Genomic DNA, 21329 nt, shown 5'->3' with positions numbered 1-21329 from the left:
GCTCTTTATAATCCGCGCCAGGTAAACAACAACAGAACACTTATCAGAGGTTAATAATGGCGATTGAACGTACTTTTTCCATCATCAAGCCAAACGCGGTGGCAAAAAACGTTATTGGTAATATCTTTGCGCGCTTTGAAGCAGCAGGGTTTAAAATTGTCGGCACAAAAATGCTGCACCTGACCGTAGAACAGGCTCGCGGTTTTTATGCTGAGCACGACGGTAAGCCGTTCTTTGACGGTCTGGTGGAGTTTATGACCTCTGGCCCGATCGTGGTCTCTGTTCTGGAAAGCGAAAACGCGGTGCAGCGTCATCGCGATCTGCTGGGCGCAACCAACCCGGCAAACGCTCTGGCGGGTACCCTGCGCGCGGACTACGCGGACAGCTTCACCGAAAACGGCACCCACGGTTCCGACTCCCTGGAATCCGCGAAACGCGAAATCGCCTTCTTCTTCGGAGAAGGCGAGGTGTGCCCGCGTACTCGTTAATAATTTCGTAAATGCCGCGTGCAGACGTGGCATCCTTGCGCCAGAATTTGTACAATGCAGCGCCCCAGGACGAGCACCGGCACCGCTCACCGGGGCGCTTCTTTTTCAACCCTCCAGGGGCCATAACGTGTAATAACGAGGCCGGAATAGAATATGTCTGAACACATTGTCACGCCTGAAAGCATCACCCCGGTAGTTCCCAATAAAGATGGAAAAATCAACCTGTTGGATCTCAACCGCCAGCAGATGCGGGAGTTTTTTAAAGAGTTAGGTGAAAAACCCTTCCGCGCCGATCAGGTGATGAAGTGGATGTATCACTATTGCTGCGACAACTTTGATGAGATGACCGACATCAACAAAGTTCTGCGCGGTAAGCTGAAAGAGGTGGCGGAAATCCGCGCGCCGGAAGTGGTTGAAGAACAGCGCTCCTCCGACGGCACCATCAAATGGGCGATTGCCGTCGGCGATCAGCGCGTTGAAACGGTATACATCCCGGAAGACGACCGCGCCACGCTGTGCGTCTCTTCTCAGGTAGGCTGTGCGCTGGAATGTAAATTCTGCTCAACGGCCCAGCAGGGATTTAACCGTAACCTGCGCGTTTCTGAAATCATCGGCCAGGTGTGGCGTGCGGCGAAAATCGTTGGCGCGGCGAAAGTCACCGGCCAGCGCCCGATCACTAACGTGGTGATGATGGGGATGGGCGAACCGTTGCTCAACCTGACCAATGTGGTTCCGGCGATGGAAATCATGCTGGATGATTTTGGCTTTGGCTTGTCCAAACGTCGCGTCACGTTGTCCACTTCCGGCGTCGTGCCTGCGCTGGACAAATTAGGCGACATGATCGATGTCGCGCTGGCGATCTCGTTGCACGCGCCGAACGATGAAATTCGAGACGAAATTGTCCCTATAAACAAGAAATACAATATCGAAACGTTCCTCGCCGCGGTGCGCCGCTATCTGGAGAAATCCAACGCTAACCAGGGGCGTGTGACCATCGAATATGTCATGCTCGATCACGTCAATGACGGAACCGAGCACGCGCATCAGTTGGCGGAGTTGCTGAAAGATACGCCATGTAAGATCAACCTGATCCCCTGGAACCCGTTCCCGGGCGCGCCGTATGGCCGCAGCTCCAATAGCCGCATCGATCGTTTCTCGAAAGTGCTCATGGGTTACGGGTTTACCACCATTGTGCGTAAAACCCGCGGCGATGATATCGACGCCGCCTGCGGTCAACTGGCCGGGGATGTTATCGATCGGACCAAGCGTACCCTGCGTAAACGTATGCAGGGCGAGGCTATCGACGTGAAAGCGATCTGATAAATATTGCGTCACTGCCCGTTTTATGTGCAGTGACGCAATGTTATTTGAATGAGGGCCGCGCTTGTACTCGTCTGGTCAATAATAACGGTGCGTTTTTGTCGACTTTAAGGCAGTATGTACGGTGCAACAATAGTTTAGCCCTCTGGCTTGAGCTGTTTTTGTTAAGAGTGACCTGACAGGCTTATACTGTCTGACTAAGGTTAACTGACCAGATGTTTCGCGGTGTGGGTGGGCATTGTGACTCGCCGGCGCCTGAATCCAAATTTACACCAGCAGCTGTAGCGAATGAATACTGAAGCCACTCACGACCAACATGAAGCACAATCCACTGGCGTTCGTCTGCGTAATGCCCGTGAACAACTCGGACTCAGCCAGCAGGCTGTCGCTGAGCGACTTTGCCTGAAGGTGTCTACCGTACGTGATATCGAAGACGATAAGGCCCCGGCCGATCTTGCTTCGACCTTCCTGCGCGGGTATATCCGCTCCTATGCGCGTCTGGTGCATATCCCTGAAGAAGAGCTGCTGCCTGGCCTGGAAAAACAGGCGCCTGTCCGTGCGGCGAAAGTGGCGCCGATGCAGAGCTTCTCATTAGGTAAACGGCGCAAAAAGCGCGACGGCTGGTTGATGACGTTTACCTGGCTGGTGCTGTTTGTGGTCGTCGGCCTGACGGGCGCCTGGTGGTGGCAAAACCATAAGGCGCAGCAGGAGGAGATCACGACGATGGCCGATCAGTCCGCTGCTGAGCTGAACGCAAATGGCGCAACGACGCAGAGCGTGCCGCTGGATACCAGCGCCGCAGCAAGTCAGGATAATACCCCTGCGTCGACCGGTCCGGCGGAAACCGCGCAAACGCCAGCGCCAACCACAACGGCGCCTGCGGTTGACCCGCAGCAGAACGCCGTTGTGTCGCCTTCTCAGGCTAACGTGGATACCGCCACGACGTCTCCGGCCACCCCTGCGCCACAGTCCGCGACGGACGGTACAGCAACGCTGCCAACCGATCCGGCAGGCACGGCGGCACCTGCTGTCGACCCGAACGCGCTGGTGATGAACTTCACCGCCGACTGCTGGCTGGAAGTGACCGATGCGACCGGCAAAAAGCTGTTCAGCGGTATGCAGCGTAAAGATGGCAATTTAAACCTAACCGGGCAGGCGCCTTATAAGCTTAAAATTGGCGCTCCGGCGGCGGTGCAGATCCAGTATCAAGGAAAACCTGTCGATCTGAGCCGTTTTATCAGAACTAACCAGGTTGCGCGTCTGACCCTCAATGCCGAACAATCACCGGCGCAGTAACAGACGGGTAACGCGGGAGATTTTTCATGCATAACCAGGCTCCAATTCAACGTAGAAAATCAACGCGTATTTACGTTGGGAATGTGCCGATTGGCGATGGCGCCCCCATCGCCGTACAGTCGATGACCAATACGCGGACCACGGACGTGGAAGCGACGGTTAACCAGATAAAAGCGCTGGAACGCGTTGGCGCAGATATTGTTCGCGTCTCCGTCCCCACCATGGATGCCGCAGAAGCCTTTAAGCTCATCAAACAGCAGGTTTCTGTTCCGCTGGTGGCCGACATTCACTTTGACTACCGTATCGCGCTGAAAGTGGCGGAATATGGTGTGGACTGTCTGCGTATCAACCCTGGCAATATCGGTAATGAAGAGCGTATCCGCATGGTGGTGGATTGCGCGCGCGACAAAAATATCCCGATCCGCATCGGCGTTAACGCCGGGTCGCTGGAAAAAGATCTGCAGGAAAAATATGGCGAACCGACGCCGCAGGCGCTGCTGGAATCGGCAATGCGCCATGTCGATCATCTCGATCGTCTCAATTTCGATCAGTTTAAAGTCAGCGTGAAAGCCTCCGATGTCTTCCTCGCCGTTGAGTCTTATCGCCTGTTAGCGCGTCAGATCGCTCAGCCGCTGCACCTAGGTATCACCGAAGCCGGCGGCGCACGCAGCGGCGCGGTGAAATCCGCGATCGGCCTCGGGCTGCTGCTGTCTGAAGGGATCGGCGACACCCTGCGCGTCTCGCTGGCTGCCGATCCGGTGGAAGAGATCAAAGTCGGTTTTGATATTCTCAAATCACTGCGTATTCGCTCACGCGGCATCAATTTTATTGCCTGCCCGACCTGTTCGCGCCAGGAGTTCGACGTGATCGGTACGGTGAACGCGCTGGAGCAGCGGCTGGAAGATATCATCACCCCGATGGACGTTTCTATCATTGGCTGTGTGGTCAACGGGCCGGGCGAAGCGCTGGTCTCCACGCTGGGCGTGACGGGCGGCAACAAGAAAAGTGGTCTCTATGAAGATGGCGTTCGTAAAGATCGTCTGGATAATAACGACATGATTGACCAGCTTGAAGCCCGCATTCGCGCCAAAGCGACGATGCTCGACGAAGCGCAGCGCATCAACGTGCAGCAGGTTGAAAAATAATAACGTGATGGGAAGCGCGTAGCTTCCCGTGTATGATTGAACCCGCATGGCTCCCGTCTCGTTCGGGAAAGCGCTGAGGGTTCATTTTTATATTCAGAAAGAGAATAAACGTGGCAAAAAACATTCAAGCCATTCGCGGCATGAACGATTATCTGCCTGGCGAAACCGCCATCTGGCAGCGCATTGAAGGCACACTCAAAAACGTGCTCGGTAGCTACGGTTACAGTGAAATCCGCCTGCCGATTGTAGAGCAGACCCCGTTATTCAAACGCGCGATTGGTGAAGTTACTGACGTCGTTGAAAAAGAGATGTATACCTTCGAGGACCGCAATGGCGATAGCCTGACCCTGCGTCCTGAAGGAACGGCAGGCTGTGTACGCGCCGGCATCGAGCATGGTCTTCTGTACAATCAGGAACAACGTCTGTGGTACATCGGACCGATGTTTCGCCACGAGCGTCCGCAGAAAGGGCGCTATCGCCAGTTCCACCAGTTGGGCGTCGAAGCCTTTGGCCTGCAGGGGCCGGACATTGACGCTGAGCTGATCATGCTGACAGCACGCTGGTGGCGTGCGCTGGGGATCGCCGGGCACGTTAACCTGGAGCTGAACTCTATTGGTTCTCTGGCGGCGCGCGCCAGTTATCGCGATGCGCTGGTCGCCTTCCTGGAACAGCACGTTGAGAAGCTTGACGAAGACTGCAAACGTCGTATGTACAGCAACCCGCTGCGCGTTCTGGACTCCAAAAATCCGGACGTACAGGCGCTGCTTAACGATGCGCCGCAGCTTGGCGACTATCTCGACGACGATTCCCGCGAACACTTCGCCGGCCTGTGTAAACTGCTGGAAGCCGCGGGCATTGGCTATACCGTTAATCAGCGTCTGGTTCGCGGCCTTGACTACTACAACCGTACCGTTTTTGAATGGGTGACCAGCAGCCTGGGTTCCCAGGGCACCGTTTGCGCTGGCGGCCGCTATGACGGACTGGTGGAACAGCTTGGTGGCCGGGCGACCCCGGCGGTGGGCTTCGCAATGGGGCTTGAGCGCCTTGTTTTACTTGTTCAGGCGGTGAATCCGGAATTTACTGCCGATCCTGTTGTCGATATATACCTGGTGGCTTCAGGCGCGGATACGCAGTCTGCGGCAATGACGCTGGCGGAACGTTTACGGGATGACCTCCCGGGCGTGAAGCTGATGACAAACCACGGCGGCGGCAACTTTAAGAAACAGTTTGCCCGCGCTGATAAGTGGGGCGCCCGCATTGCGCTGGTGCTTGGCGAGTCCGAAGTGGCTGCCGGTACTGTCGTTGTGAAAGATTTGCGCTCCGGTGAGCAAACGGCGGTTGCACAGGATAGCGTTGCAACGCATTTGCGCACGTTAATGGCTTAAGGAGAAGGACTGCGTGGAAATTTACGAGAACGAAAACGACCAGGTTGACGCGATTAAACGCTTCTTTGCCGAAAACGGCAAAGCCCTGGCGGTTGGGGTGATTTTAGGGGTTGGCGCGCTGATTGGCTGGCGCTACTGGACCAGTCACCAGACTGAATCCGCACGCTCTGCTTCTCAGGCTTATCAGACCGTCGTGAGCTCGCTCAGCGCGGATAACGCAGAAAACCTGTCTGCGGCGGAAAAATTTGCTGCTGAGAATAAAAACACCTACGGCGCGTTAGCGTCGATGGAGCTGGCGCAACAGTTTGTCGACCAGAATCAACTTGATAAAGCCGTGTCCCAGCTACAGCAGGGACTGGCGGCCACCAGTGACGAAAACCTTAAAGCGGTTATCTCACTGCGTCTGGCTCGCGTTCAGGTACAGCTTAAACAGGCTGACACTGCGCTGCAAACCCTCGACACCGTAAAAGGTGAAGGCTGGGCGGCGATTGTTGCCGATCTGCGTGGCGAAGCGTTGCTGAGCAAAGGCGACAAGAAAGGTGCGCGCAGTGCATGGGAAGCAGGCGTAAACAGCAAAGCCTCCCCGGCACTGAGCGAAATGTTGCAGATGAAAATCAATAATTTGTCCATCTGAGAGGGACCCGATGCAATTGCGTAAATTACTTCTGCCAGGACTGCTGTCCGTTACCCTGTTGAGCGGCTGTTCACTGTTTAGCGGCGAAGAAGACGTTGTTAAAATGTCCCCATTACCGGTGGTTGAGAACCAGTTTACCCCGTCTACCGTCTGGAGCACCTCTGTGGGCAACGGGATCGGTGATTTCTATTCCAACCTCCATCCTGCGCTGGCAGATAACGTGGTTTACGCCGCCGATCGTGCGGGCGTGGTGAAAGCGTTAAATGCCGACGACGGCAAAGAGATCTGGTCGGTTAACCTCAACGAGAAAGATGGCTGGTTCTCCCGCGCGCCTGCGCTGCTGTCTGGCGGCGTGACGGTGTCTGGCGGTCATGTTTACCTGGGCAGTGAAAAAGCCCAGGTATATGCCCTGAACACCGCGGACGGTACCGTTGCGTGGCAGACCAAAGTCGCGGGCGAAGCGCTGTCGCGTCCGGTGGTCAGCGACGGCCTGGTGCTGATTCATACCAGTAACGGCCAGCTGCAGGCGCTGAACGAAGCGGATGGCGCGATCAAGTGGACCGTCAACCTTGATATGCCTTCTCTGTCTCTGCGCGGCGAGTCTGCGCCAGCGACGGCCTTCGGCGCGGCGATTGTCGGCGGCGATAACGGTCGCGTAAGCGCCGTGCTGATGCAGCAGGGCCAGATGATTTGGCAGCAGCGTATTTCTCAGGCGACGGGCTCTACAGAAATCGACCGTCTCAGCGATGTCGATACCACGCCAGTTATCGTTGACGGTATCGTCTATGCGCTGGCGTATAATGGTAACCTGACGGCGCTGGATCTGCGCAGCGGTCAGATCATGTGGAAACGTGAACTGGGGTCAGTGAACGATTTCATCGTTGACGGCAACCGTATTTATCTGGTGGATCAGAATGACCGCATACTGGCGTTGACCACCGACGGCGGCGTAACCCTGTGGACACAGAGCGATCTGCTTCACCGTCTGCTGACCTCTCCGGTGCTGTACAATGGCAATCTGGTGGTGGGCGACAGCGAAGGTTACCTGCACTGGCTCAACGTTGAAGATGGCCGCTTTGTGGCACAGCAGGAAGTTGACAGCTCCGGCTTCCAGACCGAACCGGTGTCTGCCGACGGCAAACTGCTGATCCAGGCGAAAGACGGTACCGTGTACGCGATTACACGTTAATCGTTCCGGTCGTACGCGTTAAAAAACGGCTCCTGGTGCAGGGGCCGTTTTCCTGTTTTTAACAACGGCGCAAAAATCGCGTCTGTTGTCTGATGATTTATAAAATGAGGCTTTAAACATGGTACCTGTGGTCGCGCTTGTCGGGCGCCCTAACGTCGGAAAATCCACGTTATTTAACCGTCTAACCCGTACCCGGGATGCGCTGGTTGCGGATTTCCCGGGTCTGACTCGTGACCGTAAGTACGGTCGTGCGGAAATTGATGGTCGCGAGTTTATCTGTATTGATACTGGCGGTATTGACGGGACGGAAGACGGTGTAGAAACCCGTATGGCGGAACAGTCCTTGCTGGCGATTGAAGAAGCGGACGTTGTACTGTTTATGGTGGACGCCCGCGCGGGCCTGATGCCTGCTGACGAAGCCATCGCTCAGCATCTGCGTTCCCGTGAAAAACCGACCTTCCTCGTCGCCAACAAAACCGACGGTCTCGATCCGGACCAGGCGGTTGTGGAATTCTACTCCCTGGGGCTGGGGGAAATTCACCCGATCGCCGCGTCTCATGGTCGTGGCGTTCTCAGCCTGCTGGAGCACGTTCTGCTGCCGTGGATGGACGATGTCGCGCCGCAGGAAGAGGTGGATGAAGACGCCGAATACTGGGCGCAGTACGACGCCGACGAGAACGGGGAAGAAGAGCCGGCAGATGATTTTAACCCGCAGGATCTGCCGATCAAGCTGGCGATAGTCGGACGACCGAACGTGGGTAAGTCTACGCTTACTAACCGCATTCTGGGTGAGGACCGCGTGGTAGTCTACGACATGCCCGGCACCACGCGCGACAGCATTTATATCCCCATGCAGCGTGACGAGCGTGAATATGTGCTGATTGATACCGCAGGGGTGCGTAAGCGCGGCAAGATTACCGACGCGGTGGAAAAGTTCTCGGTAATCAAGACGCTGCAGGCGATAGAAGACGCTAACGTGGTGCTGCTGGTGATTGATGCCCGCGAAGGGATTTCCGATCAGGACCTGTCGCTGCTGGGGTTCATCCTTAATAGTGGGCGCTCACTTGTTATTGTGGTGAACAAGTGGGATGGCCTGACGCAGGAAGTGAAAGAGCAGGTGAAAGAGACGCTGGACTTCCGTCTGGGCTTTATCGACTTTGCCCGCGTACACTTTATCTCCGCACTTCACGGCAGCGGGGTCGGCAACCTGTTTGAATCCGTACGTGAGGCCTATGACAGCTCCACCCGTCGCGTCAGCACCGCGATGCTAACCCGCATCATGACGATGGCGGTGGAAGATCACCAGCCGCCGTTGGTGCGTGGCCGCCGCGTGAAGCTGAAATACGCCCACGCCGGTGGTTACAACCCGCCAATCGTGGTGATTCACGGCAACCAGGTTAAAGACCTGCCGGACTCTTACAAGCGTTATCTGATGAACTACTTCCGTAAGTCGCTGGAAGTGATGGGGACACCGATTCGTATCCAGTTCAAAGAAGGGGAAAACCCGTATGCGAATAAGCGTAATACGCTGACCCCGACGCAGATGCGCAAGCGTAAGCGCCTGATTAAACATATCAAGAAAAGTAAGTAATCACTTAAGCCCTCTCTCAGGAGAGGGCACACATCCAGATAGGGAGACTGCTATGGAACTTCGTTGTCCAGACTGCCAAAATCCGCTGGAACGTAACGGTGAGACTGCGCATTGTGCGACGTGCAATGTCGATTATGCCCTTGCGGCGCTGTGCCCGGACTGCCATAAGCCGCTACAGATCTTAAAAGCCTGTGGCGCGGTGGATTACTTTTGCCAGAATGGCCATGGCCTGATTTCAAAAAAACGCGTTGAGTTTGCCCTGACGCGAACTTAATCGCACACGCAATCCTCTCCTTTTTGCCAAAGCTCAACGAGCGAAGCGGGCGCGTCATTTTCCGGCACCAGCACGATGATATCGGCGTATCCCGCCTGATCGTGCCGGGTCCAGACGATCTGAATACGAAAATAGCGCTGATCGCCTCGCCCCGGCGAATCCGCCTGACCCGGCGGCGTGCCGACGGACAGGCTTTGCCGCAGGATGTCGGCAACGCGCTGACGCTGGGCCTCAGACAAGGTGGAAAGGGCAATTTTGCGCTGTTGACTCAGCTTCGGGATAAACGCGACGCCGCCTTCGCGTGCCAGTTCCACAACGGCGTCATCAGTGAGTTCAGGGATATCCATTACATCACTCCTGTGGCTTTCCAGGCGTCCTCAATGGCCTGCGCCGTTTCTTTACCGCTACGTTTTTCTCCGTGATGAATGGTTAAACGCGCGAAATCAATGAAGTCGGCGTCCTGCGCCAGTTGGCGATCGCACACTGTATCGTACCAGGCATAGCCAGCCTTCTCCCATGCGTAACCGCCGAGCGCCGTCGCGGCGAGGTAAAACGCCCGGTTAGGAATGCCGGAATTAAGGTGCACGCCGCCGTTGTCCTCACGCGTTTTGATAAAATCGCGCATATGACCAGGCTGTGGATCTTTGCCAAGCAGCGGATCGTCATAGGCGGTACCCGGTGCCGACATTGAGCGTAATCCCTTGCCGTTGATACCTTCCGCCAGCAGCCCTTCGCCGATGAGCCAGTCGGCCTGGTCCGCGGTTTGCCCCAGATGGTATTGCTTTACCAGCGCGCCAAACACGTCAGATAGCGATTCATTGAGCGCGCCCGCCTGCTCAAAGTAGATCAGTCCGGCTTCGGACTCCGTGATCCCATGCGCCAGTTCGTGCGCCACCACGTCAATGGCAATCGTGAAACGGTTAAAAATCTCGCCATCGCCGTCGCCAAACACCATCTGCTGCCCGTTCCAGAAGGCGTTCTGGTACTCGCGTCCATAATGAACCGTTCCGGTGAGAATTAACCCTTTGTTATCCAACGAGTCGCGCTGCCAGTTTTTCCAGAAAAAGTCATGGGTTATGCCGAGATAATCATAGGCTTCATCTACCGCCACGTCGCCATTCGAAGGGTGGCCCTCATAACGGACCTGCGTGCCGGGCAGTTCCTGGGTCTGCTTCGCATCGTAAATGTCGCGTTCCAGTTGGCCAGCCTGACTGACGTGCGGCGCGGCGGGCTTGCCCGGCATATGCGCCATCAGGGTCTGCACGTGGCTCAGCGTTTGTCGTGCGCACCGCTGCTGCGGTTCAGAACCTGTTTCGATAATGCGACGCAGGATATAAGGCGGGATGACGCTGTAAAAGTGGGGCATGCTGTTCTCCTGAATTCTGGCAAGGCCGAATAAATAAGGAATAACAGCAGTATAGTGTGAAAATTAAACGCTTTTACGCTGGCGGGTTTTTTTTACCGTTTTGACGGCTTTCACCTCGCTTTCCACCCAGCCATCGGTGACCCGGGTGGTCAGCAGATCGCCAGCCTTCACCTGTTTAGTGTGTTTCAGCACATTGCCGTCGGCGCTGCTGGTCACGCTGTAGCCGCGTGCCAGAGTGGAGAGCGGACTGACGGCTTCCAGATGAGTGACCGCATTGCCGAAGCGTTCACGCGTTAGGCTCAGGCGCGCGCGTATTGTATCCGCCAGACGATATTCCAGTTGCTGAATACGGCTTTGCGCCCGGTGAATGCGTGGCTGAGGATTTTGGTGATTGAGGCGCTGTAACAAGCGGAATTGCTGCTGGCCGGAACGCTTAAGCTGGCTGTCAATCGCGATATTCATCCGCTGTTGTAATCGTTCCAGTGCCGTCTGCTGACGTGCCAGTCGCAGCTGCGGATGCTGCTGTTGCAGACGATGATGCAACTGTGTAAAGCGACGGCTGCGGTTTGCGAGAAAATAGTCCATCGCCATGCCAAGGCGCTGCTGGGCAGACTGAAGCTGGCGCACCAGCTCCTGCTGGTTGCGGCTGACCATTTCAGCGGCTGCTGAAGGGGTCGGCGCGCGCAGATCGCCGACAAAATCGGCAATCGTCACGTCCGTTTCGTGTCCGACGGCGCTCACTACCGGAATGCGACTGGCGAAGATTGCCCGCGCCACCCGTTCATCATTGAAGCTCCATAAATCTTCCAGTGAACCGCCGCCGCGTCCGACAATCAGCACGTCACACTCGTTACGCATGTTCGCCAGTTCGATGGCGCGCACGATTTGCCCTGGCGCATCGTCACCCTGTACGGCGGTCGGATAAATAATGACCGGGAGGGACGGATCGCGGCGTTTGAGCACGTGGAGAATATCATGCAGCGCAGCGCCGGTTTTCGAGGTGATCACCCCGACGCAGCGGGCAGGGGAGGGAAGCGGTTTTTTAAACTGCTGATCGAACAAACCTTCTGCCGAAAGCGTGGCTTTTAGCTGTTCGAATTTTTGCTGGAGCAGCCCTTCACCCGCGGGCTGCATGCTCTCGACGATAATCTGGTAATCGCCGCGCGGCTCGTAGAGGGTGATATTGGCGCGCACCAGCACCTGCTGCCCGTGTTGCGGGCGGAAGGTTACCCGGCGGTTGCTGTTGCGAAACATCGCACAGCGCACCTGGGCGGCGTCATCTTTCAGGGTGAAATACCAGTGGCCTGACGCGGGCTGGGAGAAATTCGAAATTTCGCCGCTGATCCAGACCTGTCCCATCTCTTGTTCTAACAGCAGACGAACCGTCTGATTAAGGCGGCTTACGGTAAAAATGGCGGAAGTCTGAGAGGATAACATGTGAGCGGGATCAAATTCTAAATCAGCAGGTTATTCAGTCGATAGTAACCCGCTTACCGGGGATCGCAAGGTTTTTTTGCAAAAAAGTGTAGATGCAATCGGTTACGCTCTGTATAATGCCACGGCAATATTTATCCACCCCAGGTCAGAGATATTGCCCATGCTACGTATCGCTAAAGAAGCTTTGACGTTTGACGACGTCCTCCTCGTTCCCGCTCACTCCACCGTTCTGCCGAATACTGCCGATCTCAGCACGCAGTTGACGAAAACCATTCGTCTGAACATTCCTATGCTCTCCGCAGCAATGGATACCGTGACTGAAGCGCGCCTTGCTATCGCTCTGGCCCAGGAAGGCGGCATTGGTTTTATCCACAAAAACATGTCTATCGAGCGTCAGGCGGAAGAAGTCCGTCGCGTGAAGAAACATGAATCTGGCGTGGTTACCGACCCGCAGACCGTTCTGCCCACGACCACCCTGCGCGAAGTTAAAGAACTGACCGAACGCAATGGTTTCGCAGGCTACCCGGTTGTGACCGAAGACAACGAACTGGTCGGCATCATTACGGGCCGCGACGTGCGTTTTGTGACGGACCTGAGCCAGCCGGTGAGCGTCTATATGACCCCGAAAGAGCGTCTGGTTACCGTGCGTGAAGGTGAAGCGCGTGATGTCGTGCTGGCAAAAATGCACGAAAAGCGCGTCGAGAAAGCGCTGGTTGTTGATGACAGCTTCCACCTGCTCGGCATGATCACCGTTAAAGATTTCCAGAAAGCAGAACGTAAACCGAATTCCTGTAAAGACGAGCACGGTCGCCTGCGCGTCGGCGCAGCGGTTGGCGCGGGGGCGGGCAACGAAGAACGCGTTGATGCGCTGGTTGCTGCGGGTGTTGACGTCCTGTTGATCGACTCCTCTCATGGCCACTCCGAAGGCGTACTGCAGCGTATCCGCGAAACCCGCGCGAAGTACCCGGATCTGCAAATCATCGGCGGCAACGTGGCGACTGGCGCAGGCGCGCGCGCGCTCGCTGACGCTGGCGTAAGCGCGGTGAAAGTGGGGATTGGCCCAGGCTCTATCTGCACCACCCGTATCGTAACCGGCGTGGGGGTTCCGCAGATCACCGCCGTATCTGACGCTGTAGAAGCGCTGGAAGGCACCGGCATTCCGGTTATCGCCGACGGCGGTATCCGTTTCTCTGGTGATATCGCGAAAGCCATTGCCGCAGGCGCAAGCGCGGTGATGGTCGGCTCTATGCTGGCCGGTACCGAGGAATCTCCGGGCGAAATTGAACTGTACCAGGGCCGTTCTTATAAATCTTACCGCGGAATGGGCTCGCTGGGCGCAATGTCTAAAGGCTCTTCTGACCGTTACTTCCAGAGCGATAACGCCGCCGACAAACTGGTGCCGGAAGGTATCGAAGGCCGCGTTGCCTATAAAGGCCGTCTGAAAGAGATCATTCACCAGCAGATGGGCGGCCTGCGCTCCTGTATGGGACTGACGGGCTGTGGTACTATTGACGCATTGCGTACTAAGGCGGAATTCGTCCGTATCAGCGGTGCGGGTATTCAGGAAAGTCACGTTCATGACGTGACCATCACTAAAGAGTCCCCGAACTACCGTCTGGGCTCCTGATAAGTTTACGCGCCCTGACGGGCGCTTTTTTTGGTTTCATTTGCCTCGGAATTAGCGTCAATGACAGACAATATTCACAAGCATCGCATTCTCATCCTTGATTTCGGATCGCAGTACACTCAGCTGGTTGCGCGTCGCGTACGTGAACTCGGCGTGTACTGCGAACTGTGGGCTTGGGATGTAACTGAAGCACAGATTCGCGAGTTTAATCCTAGCGGTATCATTCTTTCCGGCGGCCCTGAAAGCACCACCGAAGAAAACAGTCCGCGCGCGCCGCAATACGTTTTTGAAGCGGGCGTACCGGTATTTGGCGTTTGCTACGGCATGCAGACCATGGCGATGCAGTTGGGCGGTCATGTAGAAGGCTCCAGCGAGCGCGAATTTGGCTACGCCCAGGTTGAAGTGGTTAGCGACAGCGCGCTGGTGCGTGGCATCGAAGATTCCTTGACCGCCGACGGCAAGCCGCTGCTCGACGTCTGGATGAGCCACGGCGATAAAGTCACCGCTATCCCGTCTGACTTTGTGACCGTTGCCAGCACCGAAAGCTGCCCGTTCGCCATCATGGCGAATGAGGAAAAACGTTTCTACGGCGTGCAGTTCCACCCGGAAGTGACGCACACCCGTCAAGGGATGCGTATGCTGGAGCGCTTCGTGCGCGATATCTGCCAGTGTGAAGCGCTGTGGACGCCGGCAAAAATCATCGACGACGCGGTTGAGCGTATCCGTCAGCAGGTCGGTGATGACAAAGTGATCCTCGGTCTGTCCGGTGGGGTTGACTCCTCCGTCACCGCGATGCTGCTGCACCGTGCGATCGGCAAAAACCTGACCTGCGTCTTTGTTGATAACGGTTTGCTGCGTCTGAATGAAGCGCAGCAGGTGATGGATATGTTCGGCGACCATTTCGGTCTGAACATCGTTCATGTTCCGGCGGAAGACCGCTTCCTCAGCGCGCTGGCGGGTGAAAACGATCCGGAAGCAAAACGTAAGATCATTGGCCGCGTTTTCGTGGAGGTGTTCGACGAAGAAGCGCTGAAGCTGGAAGAGGTGAAATGGCTTGCTCAGGGCACTATCTACCCGGACGTCATCGAGTCTGCTGCTTCAGCAACCGGTAAGGCGCACGTCATCAAATCTCACCATAACGTCGGCGGTCTGCCAAAAGAGATGAAGATGGGTCTGGTTGAACCGCTAAAAGAGCTGTTCAAAGACGAAGTACGCAAGATTGGTCTGGAGCTGGGTCTGCCGTACGACATGCTTTACCGTCACCCGTTCCCGGGGCCAGGTCTGGGCGTACGCGTGCTGGGCGAAGTGAAGAAAGAGTATTGCGATCTGCTGCGTCGTGCGGACGCGATCTTCATCGAGGAACTGCACAAAGCTGACCTGTACAACAAGGTAAGCCAGGCGTTCACCGTATTCCTGCCGGTTCGTTCGGTTGGCGTGATGGGCGACGGTCGTAAATACGACTGGGTTGTCTCTCTGCGTGCGGTTGAAACCATCGACTTTATGACCGCGCACTGGGCGCACCTGCCGTATGACTTCTTAGGCCGCGTGTCTAACCGCATCATCAATGAAGTGAACGGCATTTCCCGCGTGGTGTATGACATCAGCGGTAAGCCCCCCGCTACCATTGAGTGGGAATAAGCCGATAACCCTTCCTGAGTTTTCATGAACAGGTAAAAATGCAATCAACCCTCTGTTTTTACAGGGGGTTTTTATTTATGTGCATTCATGTTTCCTCACTCCAGTTCACACTTTTTAGCGGTATTTCTCACGGTATCGCCTTAGAGGTGTATTTTTCTCTCTGTCTGATACCGTTGTAAAAATAATGCCAAAATGGTGATTTTATGCTGACTGATATCAAACTGAAAAACCTCAAGCCAAAGGACAAACTTTATAAAGTTACTGACCGGGATGGTTTGTATGTTGCAGTGCTGACGTCAGGCACAGTCTCGTTTCGCTACGATTACAGTATCAACGGAAGACGAGAAACACTGACATTAGGGAAGTATGGTATTGACGGTATTTCTCTGGCTGAAGCAAGGGAAAAACTTCATACCGCGAAAAAGCTGCTCAAGTCAGGCATATCACCTGCTGTAGACAAACGTTACGGTAAAAATAAGCTCCGGGAGAGTGAGACGCTGACGGTATATACCGACAATTACATGAAGCATGTAACACTGGCGGACAGTACCAGAGCGATGAAAGAAGCGGTTATTGAGCGAGATATCCTGCCTGTGCTGGGCAACAAATTAATGACCGAAATTACTACGGCAATGGTGCGCGACCTTTGCGATCGGATAATAGATCGAGGAGGTAATGCAACAGCGGTACAGGTTCGCGAGATAATCAGCAGTGTCTATCGTTATGCAAATGATCGAGGGCACAGTTTTTCTAATCCGGCTCAGGATATTAAAGCGAGTTCTATCGCAACGTTCACTCCCAGGCTCAGAAGCCTTTCCCCGCGAGAAGTTGGCATTTTCTTCAATACACTGGATACCGTTGCAGGGATGCCAACGCTCAAACTGGCATTGAAGATTATATTTCTGACAATGGTACGTAAAAGCGAGTTCACTTTAGCGACCTGGGATGAGGTTGATTTCAAAACCAATGAGTGGACCATTCCTGCTGGCCGTATGAAAGGAGGCCGGACTCATGTCATCTATCTTTCGCGCCAGGTTAATGATTTGCTGATAGGCCTGAAAATGTGTGCCGGAGGAAGTCCTTACTTACTTGCAGGGCGCTATAACATCAACAAACCACTGTCTAATGCAGCCCTGAACGGCGTTATCACTACAACCGTAAAAGTGGCACAGTCGCAAGGGAAGGCGCTGGAGCACTTTACCGTCCATGACATGCGGCGGACGGCTAGCACGTTATTGCATGAGGCAGGGTATCCATCGGACTGGATAGAGAAATGTCTCGCACATGAGCAGAAAGGGGTGAGAGCAATTTATAACAAAGCCGAATACGCGCGACCGCGAGCTTACATGTTGCAGCAGTGGGCGGACATGGTTGATGGTTGGATTGCTGGAACAACAGTGACGCTCACCCCGTTTTCGCCGAGGAAGTACGAGGAGTGGATGAACCTTGCTATGTAATGGTTTATTGCACGATTAAGATAAAATTTCTATAAAATTAGTGAGTTCGACTATGTTTTTTAATATGCTTAATAATAAACAAAAAAAGCGTCTTTTTATTAATCAAGTAAATGTGTTTTACAATTATTCGTTAGGTTTTGAAGTTCATTCGGTAGACTTATTGAAGACTGCTAATAAACTTCTTAAATCAGGGTTTTCTAAATATGTTTGTTTTTCAGATTTTAAGTTTTTATATCTCAATGAAAATAATCAAATAAAATATAGTAATTTACATCCAGAAGGAAGAAATTGGGATTCTTCATGGGAAATAAATTTTGATGATGATATACCAAAAGAAATAATTCCTGATTTAATGATTTCTTCCGAGTTGTTTTTCCATGAAAATAGACTCGTGAATGATAATCAGGCTTACATAAGAACATCATTACCTCCCTTTGTTCTGGAGATAAGTAATGAGCAGTACCCTATGTATCCGGGAGTAAAGATCTACCGTGATGGAATCGCTATCATTTATTTTCAATTTGATGGTAAATGGAATGGGATTGATGATGACAGTTTCTTATCATCAATTATAAACATAAGTCAAAGATATTTTGATAAAATATGGGTTGATGCGAAACTTCAAATGCTCGATGGTGAAGTAGTTTTAGAAAATAGCTTTGAAGATGTTTTTTCAATTGGTGGAAATTATCTTGATGGAAGAGAAATAAGAAAATTAAAACAGAAGATGCGAGATAATAGCATGAAAGTATTAACTGAATCTTTTGAGAAAGAAGGTTGTACTTTTTCGTTCGATAATCATAGAGAATGGATTTTGCACCAGATTGCAGGAACGGAGGAGAATGAATCATGGGAATCTACGATTGAAATGTGTCGTTCTATATATTCAAACGTTATTAGTAGCATGTTGGTTCCACAATTTAAGAATAATAAAGCTAAATCATATAGTTATCTTTGGCACGGACGGCCTTCTGTTTCTCTTTTACGTTTCGATAAGCAACCTCAGGATAAAAGTGCTTTGTTGAAAAATTTCTCTGAGTCATTGGTTAAGTTTTTGAATAGAGCTGATATCAGCGAAAAGAAAAACTCCTTGCCGCCAGATTTAAGGAAGTTTAATGATTATTGTCTACATGCAAATAGATCCATTTACTTATGGACTTGGTTAAGAGGAGAGAATGAGTCAGAAGATATTTGGGATGACAGAAATACCTCATCAAGAATACTTGAAAATCAGGCAAGAGTTGAGCAGGTTGAATATCATAATATGAGTATTTCTAGAGCGTGCTCTTGGGCTAATAACCCGCCATCTGAACAGCATCTATTTATCTCCTATACAACATTGGCAGAAACAGAAAATAAAATTCATCATAGTAGTATATCTGGGGAAATTTCTGATACGCTTTCATATCTCATTAAATCTTTTGGGACAGAGAGTTTAATTGCTTCTTCGAAAGAGATGGCTAGATTTCGCATGGACGAACTTAAATATAGGTCAGATTCAGCAAGAAACTCTAGCAATTATTGGTTAACATTTATTTTCGGTTTGGTTGGTGTTACAAGTTTTGCTGAATTTGCAGTTAATCCACTAATTCTTAATAAATGGAGTGGAATGAATAAAGTTATAGCACCTTTTATTTCTTTTGGGATCTCTGCTGTTTTAGTTTTAGCAATATCTGCAATTATCTGGTATTACACAAAGAGAAAATACTAGCATTTAGAGTGATTGATACTAGAAGTTATGTTGCTATTTATATTGCTTTTATGATGGATATCGGGCTAATTAATTTAGCCATAAACTTGCTCGATATACCGTCCTCGCCCATCCCCATGTCCCAGATCTGTTGAGGTTACCGCCAGTGCCTCTTTGTGGCTTAATCCCTGATCCTTGTAATAGCTGATCGCGTCCTGCGCCCAGGCATAGCGCAGGGAGTGAGGGGAGTATTCGCCCGTCAGCCCGGCATCGCGGAGATGGTTGTGTAAGTATCCCGCATAATCGTGCCATTCACATTTAGAGATCTTCCGGCATACTCACGCTGCCAACGAAGGAGATCGCTATACGTAAAGCCCGTTTTACTGAGCACCAGATCATTGCCGTAATCAAATCGGTTGAAGCCGGACGAACTGTTAAGGATGTCTGCCGGGAGGCATTGTCGATTGAAATCGATCTGAATCTGCCAGCCCCGCGAGTGGTCCGGGTGCTCGACAGGATCGCGGCAAACCGCGGCTATCCAGCCATGCTTCGCATGGATAATGCTCCGGAGTTTATTTCACTGGCGCGGGCTGATTGGGCAGAGAAACATGGAGTAAAACTGGAATTTATCCAGCCGGGCAGGTCGGCGCAGAACGCTTTCATTGAGCGCTTTAACCGGACATACCGTACAGAAATACTCGATTTTTATCTGTTCAGAACGCTGAATGAAGTGCGGGAAATCACGGAAAAATGGTTGTCAGAATATAACTGTGAATGCCCGCATGAATCACTGAGCAATATGACACCAGAGGAATACCGACAACAACATTATTTGGCCGGGATCTCAAAAAATGCATGGAACTAAAACGGGTCTATTTACAAACACTTCCCATACTCAATCGTGCTAAGCCGTTTCTACGCCTCAATGGTTATATCAACAGCCAGTCGTGCCAGATGTTGTTAACACCGATATGTTGAATTTGTAATTTCATATTGGGTTTTTATATGAACAATTTTTCAAAGCTTCGTCGATCTTATCGCTTAACTCTTCCTCGTCCCAACTTGCAAATGATTTATATATTGGCATCTCCCAATCTTCATTTGAGATAACTTGTATTATAAATCTACCTTCTTCCTCAAATGCAGAGGTCCATCCAATATCAAGAATATTTCCATTGTTGAAAGTTAGTTGAAAAAGATCCTCGTCTAGCTTAGTGACTTGCTCAAATATTGCTTTGGTAAAGTCTAAGCTTGAAAGTTCATCATAAATATTCAGTACTCATTCTACATGATGAACTTTATCTAAAATTAGATTGTTTTTTTTCATTTCATTAATTTCCTGACTTCTTGAGGCCCAATTGGATGAGAGTGGATAGTTCCTTGTGATTCTTTAGTCACTACCCAATTAGTTTCTTTACCTTTGTATGCTCCCTTTACGTTATCGAACTCTTTGATCTTCCAATTTTGATCATTTGTAGTTGGGATGTCATTCTTCCAAACATCATGATTTATAGACTCAATGTCAACTTCTGGCTTAAATTTTGCTGGGCCAGACGTTGTGTTTTTCACAACTTCACTCCAGGGCTATTTTTAGGCGGGTAGTGCTTGTAGCCATGAATATAAGATTTTTTGACCTCATTGAGATAAACTTAAATCGGCTTAATCCCGGCATCGGCAGGGAAAACCAGAATGTAATCCTGCGTAGCGACCGTACCGGTGGCCAAGCCCGCACGTCCTGGACCGATTCTGCCGTGCCGTCGAACAGACTCGACGGCTCGCGATACGGCAGGCGTACATCAAAATGATAGTGAAGCGGGCTGTCGGCGAAGATGTACACATCCAGTTTGCGGATGTAATCTATCTCCGTTCGTCAATAAACCCCATTTCTGGCAGAATACATTGAAGTAACTGTAAATCTGTTTTCTTCCGTTGAGTCATGAATAGTGAATACCCTTATTATTTTCATCATTACTTTGAGTCTTTGAACAATGGGAGTCCTTGCGATTTACGCCAGTTTTTGACTAGTTCTAGAACTTTCGAGGGTTCTCCATCCTCATCTTTATCTGGAAATACGATTAAATCGCTGCCTTTAGGGTGATTTGTAACTTTGATAAAATTATCCATTAGCATGTCAAAATATTCATCCGGTTTTTTTCCTTTTAATTCTTTCTCTTTTCTGGTGTTTTTTCTAAACTCATACAGGATTTCTAGAAACTCGTTTTCAGTGTAATCCTCAAGTCTATCTTTCAAAACTGGCATATTCATAATGTCACCTATCTCCTGTAATGTATTTCATCATGTAGTTTAGGCGTAACTATACGTATGTTATCCATACCATAGACGCCTCCCCCATCTTTTATGGGAATTACATGATGAATCTCGAATTTTTTAAAAATAGTGTTTGGTCCTATGTATTGACCCTCTTTGGGAACCCATGGTGAAAGACCATCTGCAACCCTGTCTTTGTTTACTGTTGTAAGGTCTTTAGTTAATTCTGGGTACTTACCGACTTCATTCCAGACAGCTTCACGGAAGTCATCATAAGAGCTGAACTTCTTACCTCGTAGAGTATCTGCTACCAGAGATGGTATTGGAGCCCCATCTCCCGAGTTTGTAACAGATAAATCTAGCCAAGGTTTATCTCCGGATAGTTTTACACCGTTGCCAGTAGCTGTTCCGGGTTGATTTCGTGAATCATCTTTCAGATACACATAAATCGGCTTAATCCCGGAATCGGCAGGGAATACCAGAATGTAATCGTTAAGTTCCCGCTCTTCCAGAACCGGGAATGT

General features: G+C 51.7%; 20 protein-coding genes and 1 pseudogene. 14 read left to right on the top strand and 7 right to left on the bottom strand.

The features are described 5' to 3' along the window. The first annotated feature begins 56 nt into the window (after window positions 1–56). The 9 genes from ndk to CSE01S_RS18020 all read left to right on the top strand — a co-directional run bounded on the left by ndk (window position 57) and on the right by CSE01S_RS18020 (window position 9322). Complete coding sequence (ndk, locus tag CSE01S_RS18060; RefSeq protein ID WP_042291400.1) at window positions 57–488, top strand: nucleoside-diphosphate kinase; 432 nt, start codon at window positions 57–59, stop codon at window positions 486–488. A 153-nt stretch (window positions 489–641) separates the two neighbouring features. Beyond that, window positions 642–1808 carry a dual-specificity RNA methyltransferase RlmN gene (rlmN, locus tag CSE01S_RS18055; RefSeq protein WP_042291398.1) on the top strand — a complete coding sequence of 389 codons (1167 nt, stop codon included), beginning with the start codon at window positions 642–644 and terminating at the stop codon, window positions 1806–1808. A gap of 288 nt (window positions 1809–2096) precedes the next feature. Beyond that, a complete protein-coding gene (rodZ, locus tag CSE01S_RS18050) occupies window positions 2097–3104 on the top strand; it encodes a cytoskeleton protein RodZ (protein WP_042291396.1) in 1008 nt (335 codons plus the stop codon). Between the two features lie 26 nt (window positions 3105–3130). Beyond that, entirely contained in the window at window positions 3131–4249 is a 1119-nt protein-coding gene (gene ispG / locus CSE01S_RS18045) for a flavodoxin-dependent (E)-4-hydroxy-3-methylbut-2-enyl-diphosphate synthase (RefSeq protein WP_042291394.1), read from the top strand. 110 nt (window positions 4250–4359) lie between these two features. Then, entirely contained in the window at window positions 4360–5634 is a 1275-nt protein-coding gene (gene hisS, locus CSE01S_RS18040) for a histidine--tRNA ligase (protein ID WP_042291391.1), read from the top strand. Window positions 5635–5647: 13 nt separating this feature from the next. Beyond that, a complete protein-coding gene (locus CSE01S_RS18035) occupies window positions 5648–6268 on the top strand; it encodes a YfgM family protein (protein WP_042291388.1) in 621 nt (206 codons plus the stop codon). A 10-nt stretch (window positions 6269–6278) separates the two neighbouring features. Next, window positions 6279–7457, top strand: a complete 1179-nt coding sequence (gene bamB / locus CSE01S_RS18030; RefSeq protein WP_042291385.1) for an outer membrane protein assembly factor BamB — start codon at window positions 6279–6281, stop codon at window positions 7455–7457. 118 nt (window positions 7458–7575) lie between these two features. Then, window positions 7576–9048, top strand: coding sequence for a ribosome biogenesis GTPase Der (gene der, locus CSE01S_RS18025; protein WP_042291382.1), 1473 nt, complete (start codon window positions 7576–7578; stop codon window positions 9046–9048). 52 nt (window positions 9049–9100) lie between these two features. Beyond that, window positions 9101–9322, top strand: a complete 222-nt coding sequence (locus tag CSE01S_RS18020; protein WP_042291379.1) for a zinc ribbon domain-containing protein — start codon at window positions 9101–9103, stop codon at window positions 9320–9322. Here CSE01S_RS18020 and CSE01S_RS18015 read toward each other — a convergent pair. From CSE01S_RS18015 to xseA, 3 genes are all read right to left on the bottom strand, one after another. Beyond that, on the bottom strand, window positions 9319–9669 hold the full coding sequence (locus CSE01S_RS18015) for a protealysin inhibitor emfourin (protein ID WP_042291377.1): 351 nt from the start codon (window positions 9667–9669) through the stop codon (window positions 9319–9321). The two genes, CSE01S_RS18020 and CSE01S_RS18015, sit on opposite strands and share 4 nt — an antisense overlap. Further along, window positions 9669–10688, bottom strand: a complete 1020-nt coding sequence (locus CSE01S_RS18010; RefSeq protein WP_042291373.1) for a M4 family metallopeptidase — start codon at window positions 10686–10688, stop codon at window positions 9669–9671. The genes CSE01S_RS18015 and CSE01S_RS18010 overlap by 1 nt, the downstream gene beginning before the upstream one ends. A 63-nt stretch (window positions 10689–10751) precedes the next feature. Further along, window positions 10752–12125: an exodeoxyribonuclease VII large subunit gene (gene xseA / locus CSE01S_RS18005; RefSeq protein WP_042291371.1), complete on the bottom strand. Its 1374-nt coding sequence runs from the start codon at window positions 12123–12125 to the stop codon at window positions 10752–10754. Between the two features lie 160 nt (window positions 12126–12285). Here xseA and guaB point away from each other — a divergent pair, with 160 nt between their 5' ends. The 4 genes from guaB (at window position 12286) to CSE01S_RS17985 (ending at window position 18558) form a co-directional block, all read left to right on the top strand. Continuing rightward, the gene (gene guaB / locus CSE01S_RS18000) at window positions 12286–13752 is read left to right on the top strand and encodes an IMP dehydrogenase (RefSeq protein WP_042291368.1); all 1467 of its coding nucleotides are present in this window, start codon (window positions 12286–12288) and stop codon (window positions 13750–13752) included. 60 nt (window positions 13753–13812) lie between these two features. Then, window positions 13813–15390 (top strand): glutamine-hydrolyzing GMP synthase, encoded by a 1578-nt coding sequence (gene guaA / locus CSE01S_RS17995; protein WP_042291366.1) that lies wholly within the window; start codon window positions 13813–13815, stop codon window positions 15388–15390. Between the two features lie 203 nt (window positions 15391–15593). Then, window positions 15594–16847, top strand: coding sequence for a tyrosine-type recombinase/integrase (locus CSE01S_RS17990; protein ID WP_042291363.1), 1254 nt, complete (start codon window positions 15594–15596; stop codon window positions 16845–16847). 52 nt (window positions 16848–16899) lie between these two features. Beyond that, window positions 16900–18558, top strand: a complete 1659-nt coding sequence (locus CSE01S_RS17985; RefSeq protein ID WP_042291361.1) for a hypothetical protein — start codon at window positions 16900–16902, stop codon at window positions 18556–18558. A 74-nt stretch (window positions 18559–18632) separates the two neighbouring features. On the opposite strand, the pseudogene CSE01S_RS22510 reads toward CSE01S_RS17985, so the two are convergent. Beyond that, window positions 18633–18869 (bottom strand): annotated as a pseudogene (locus CSE01S_RS22510) (integrase domain-containing protein); the annotation flags it as partial. Between the two features lie 2 nt (window positions 18870–18871). Between CSE01S_RS22510 and CSE01S_RS17980 the strand changes: the two are divergent. Continuing rightward, entirely contained in the window at window positions 18872–19402 is a 531-nt protein-coding gene (locus tag CSE01S_RS17980) for an IS3 family transposase (protein ID WP_072015022.1), read from the top strand. 458 nt (window positions 19403–19860) lie between these two features. On the opposite strand, the gene CSE01S_RS17975 is transcribed toward CSE01S_RS17980, so the two are convergent. The 3 genes from CSE01S_RS17975 to CSE01S_RS22865 all read right to left on the bottom strand — a co-directional run. Then, the gene (locus CSE01S_RS17975) at window positions 19861–20106 is read right to left on the bottom strand and encodes a hypothetical protein (RefSeq protein ID WP_042291357.1); all 246 of its coding nucleotides are present in this window, start codon (window positions 20104–20106) and stop codon (window positions 19861–19863) included. Window positions 20107–20505: 399 nt separating this feature from the next. After that, the gene (locus tag CSE01S_RS17970; protein ID WP_392397386.1) at window positions 20506–20802 is read right to left on the bottom strand and encodes a bacteriocin immunity protein; all 297 of its coding nucleotides are present in this window, start codon (window positions 20800–20802) and stop codon (window positions 20506–20508) included. Between the two features lie 8 nt (window positions 20803–20810). Continuing rightward, the coding region (locus CSE01S_RS22865; RefSeq protein WP_174435353.1) for a pyocin-S2/colicin E7-DNase domain-containing protein at window positions 20811–21329 on the bottom strand (519 nt) is incomplete at its 5' end.

It is taken from the genome of Citrobacter sedlakii NBRC 105722 (genome assembly GCF_000759835.1).
Classification (GTDB): Bacteria; Pseudomonadota; Gammaproteobacteria; order Enterobacterales; family Enterobacteriaceae; genus Citrobacter_A; species Citrobacter_A sedlakii.
Note: the sequence above shows the minus strand (reverse complement) of the source record. Positions and strands in the feature narration are given on the sequence as shown.

Bases quoted from the DNA above. Each gene is read 5' to 3' on its own strand.
- ndk (WP_042291400.1), top strand. From the start codon at position 57: ATGGCGATTGAACGTACTTTTTCCATCATCAAGCCAAACGCGGTGGCA.
- rlmN (WP_042291398.1), top strand. From the start codon at position 642: ATGTCTGAACACATTGTCACGCCTGAAAGCATCACCCCGGTAGTTCCC.
- rodZ (WP_042291396.1), top strand. From the start codon at position 2,097: ATGAATACTGAAGCCACTCACGACCAACATGAAGCACAATCCACTGGC.
- ispG (WP_042291394.1), top strand. From the start codon at position 3,131: ATGCATAACCAGGCTCCAATTCAACGTAGAAAATCAACGCGTATTTAC.
- bamB (WP_042291385.1), top strand. From the start codon at position 6,279: ATGCAATTGCGTAAATTACTTCTGCCAGGACTGCTGTCCGTTACCCTG.
- der (WP_042291382.1), top strand. From the start codon at position 7,576: ATGGTACCTGTGGTCGCGCTTGTCGGGCGCCCTAACGTCGGAAAATCC.
- CSE01S_RS18020 (WP_042291379.1), top strand. From the start codon at position 9,101: ATGGAACTTCGTTGTCCAGACTGCCAAAATCCGCTGGAACGTAACGGT.
- CSE01S_RS18015 (WP_042291377.1), bottom strand. From the start codon at position 9,669: ATGGATATCCCTGAACTCACTGATGACGCCGTTGTGGAACTGGCACGC.
- CSE01S_RS18010 (WP_042291373.1), bottom strand. From the start codon at position 10,688: ATGCCCCACTTTTACAGCGTCATCCCGCCTTATATCCTGCGTCGCATT.
- xseA (WP_042291371.1), bottom strand. From the start codon at position 12,125: ATGTTATCCTCTCAGACTTCCGCCATTTTTACCGTAAGCCGCCTTAAT.
- guaB (WP_042291368.1), top strand. From the start codon at position 12,286: ATGCTACGTATCGCTAAAGAAGCTTTGACGTTTGACGACGTCCTCCTC.
- guaA (WP_042291366.1), top strand. From the start codon at position 13,813: ATGACAGACAATATTCACAAGCATCGCATTCTCATCCTTGATTTCGGA.
- CSE01S_RS17990 (WP_042291363.1), top strand. From the start codon at position 15,594: ATGCTGACTGATATCAAACTGAAAAACCTCAAGCCAAAGGACAAACTT.
- CSE01S_RS17985 (WP_042291361.1), top strand. From the start codon at position 16,900: ATGTTTTTTAATATGCTTAATAATAAACAAAAAAAGCGTCTTTTTATT.
- CSE01S_RS17970 (WP_392397386.1), bottom strand. From the start codon at position 20,802: ATGAATATGCCAGTTTTGAAAGATAGACTTGAGGATTACACTGAAAAC.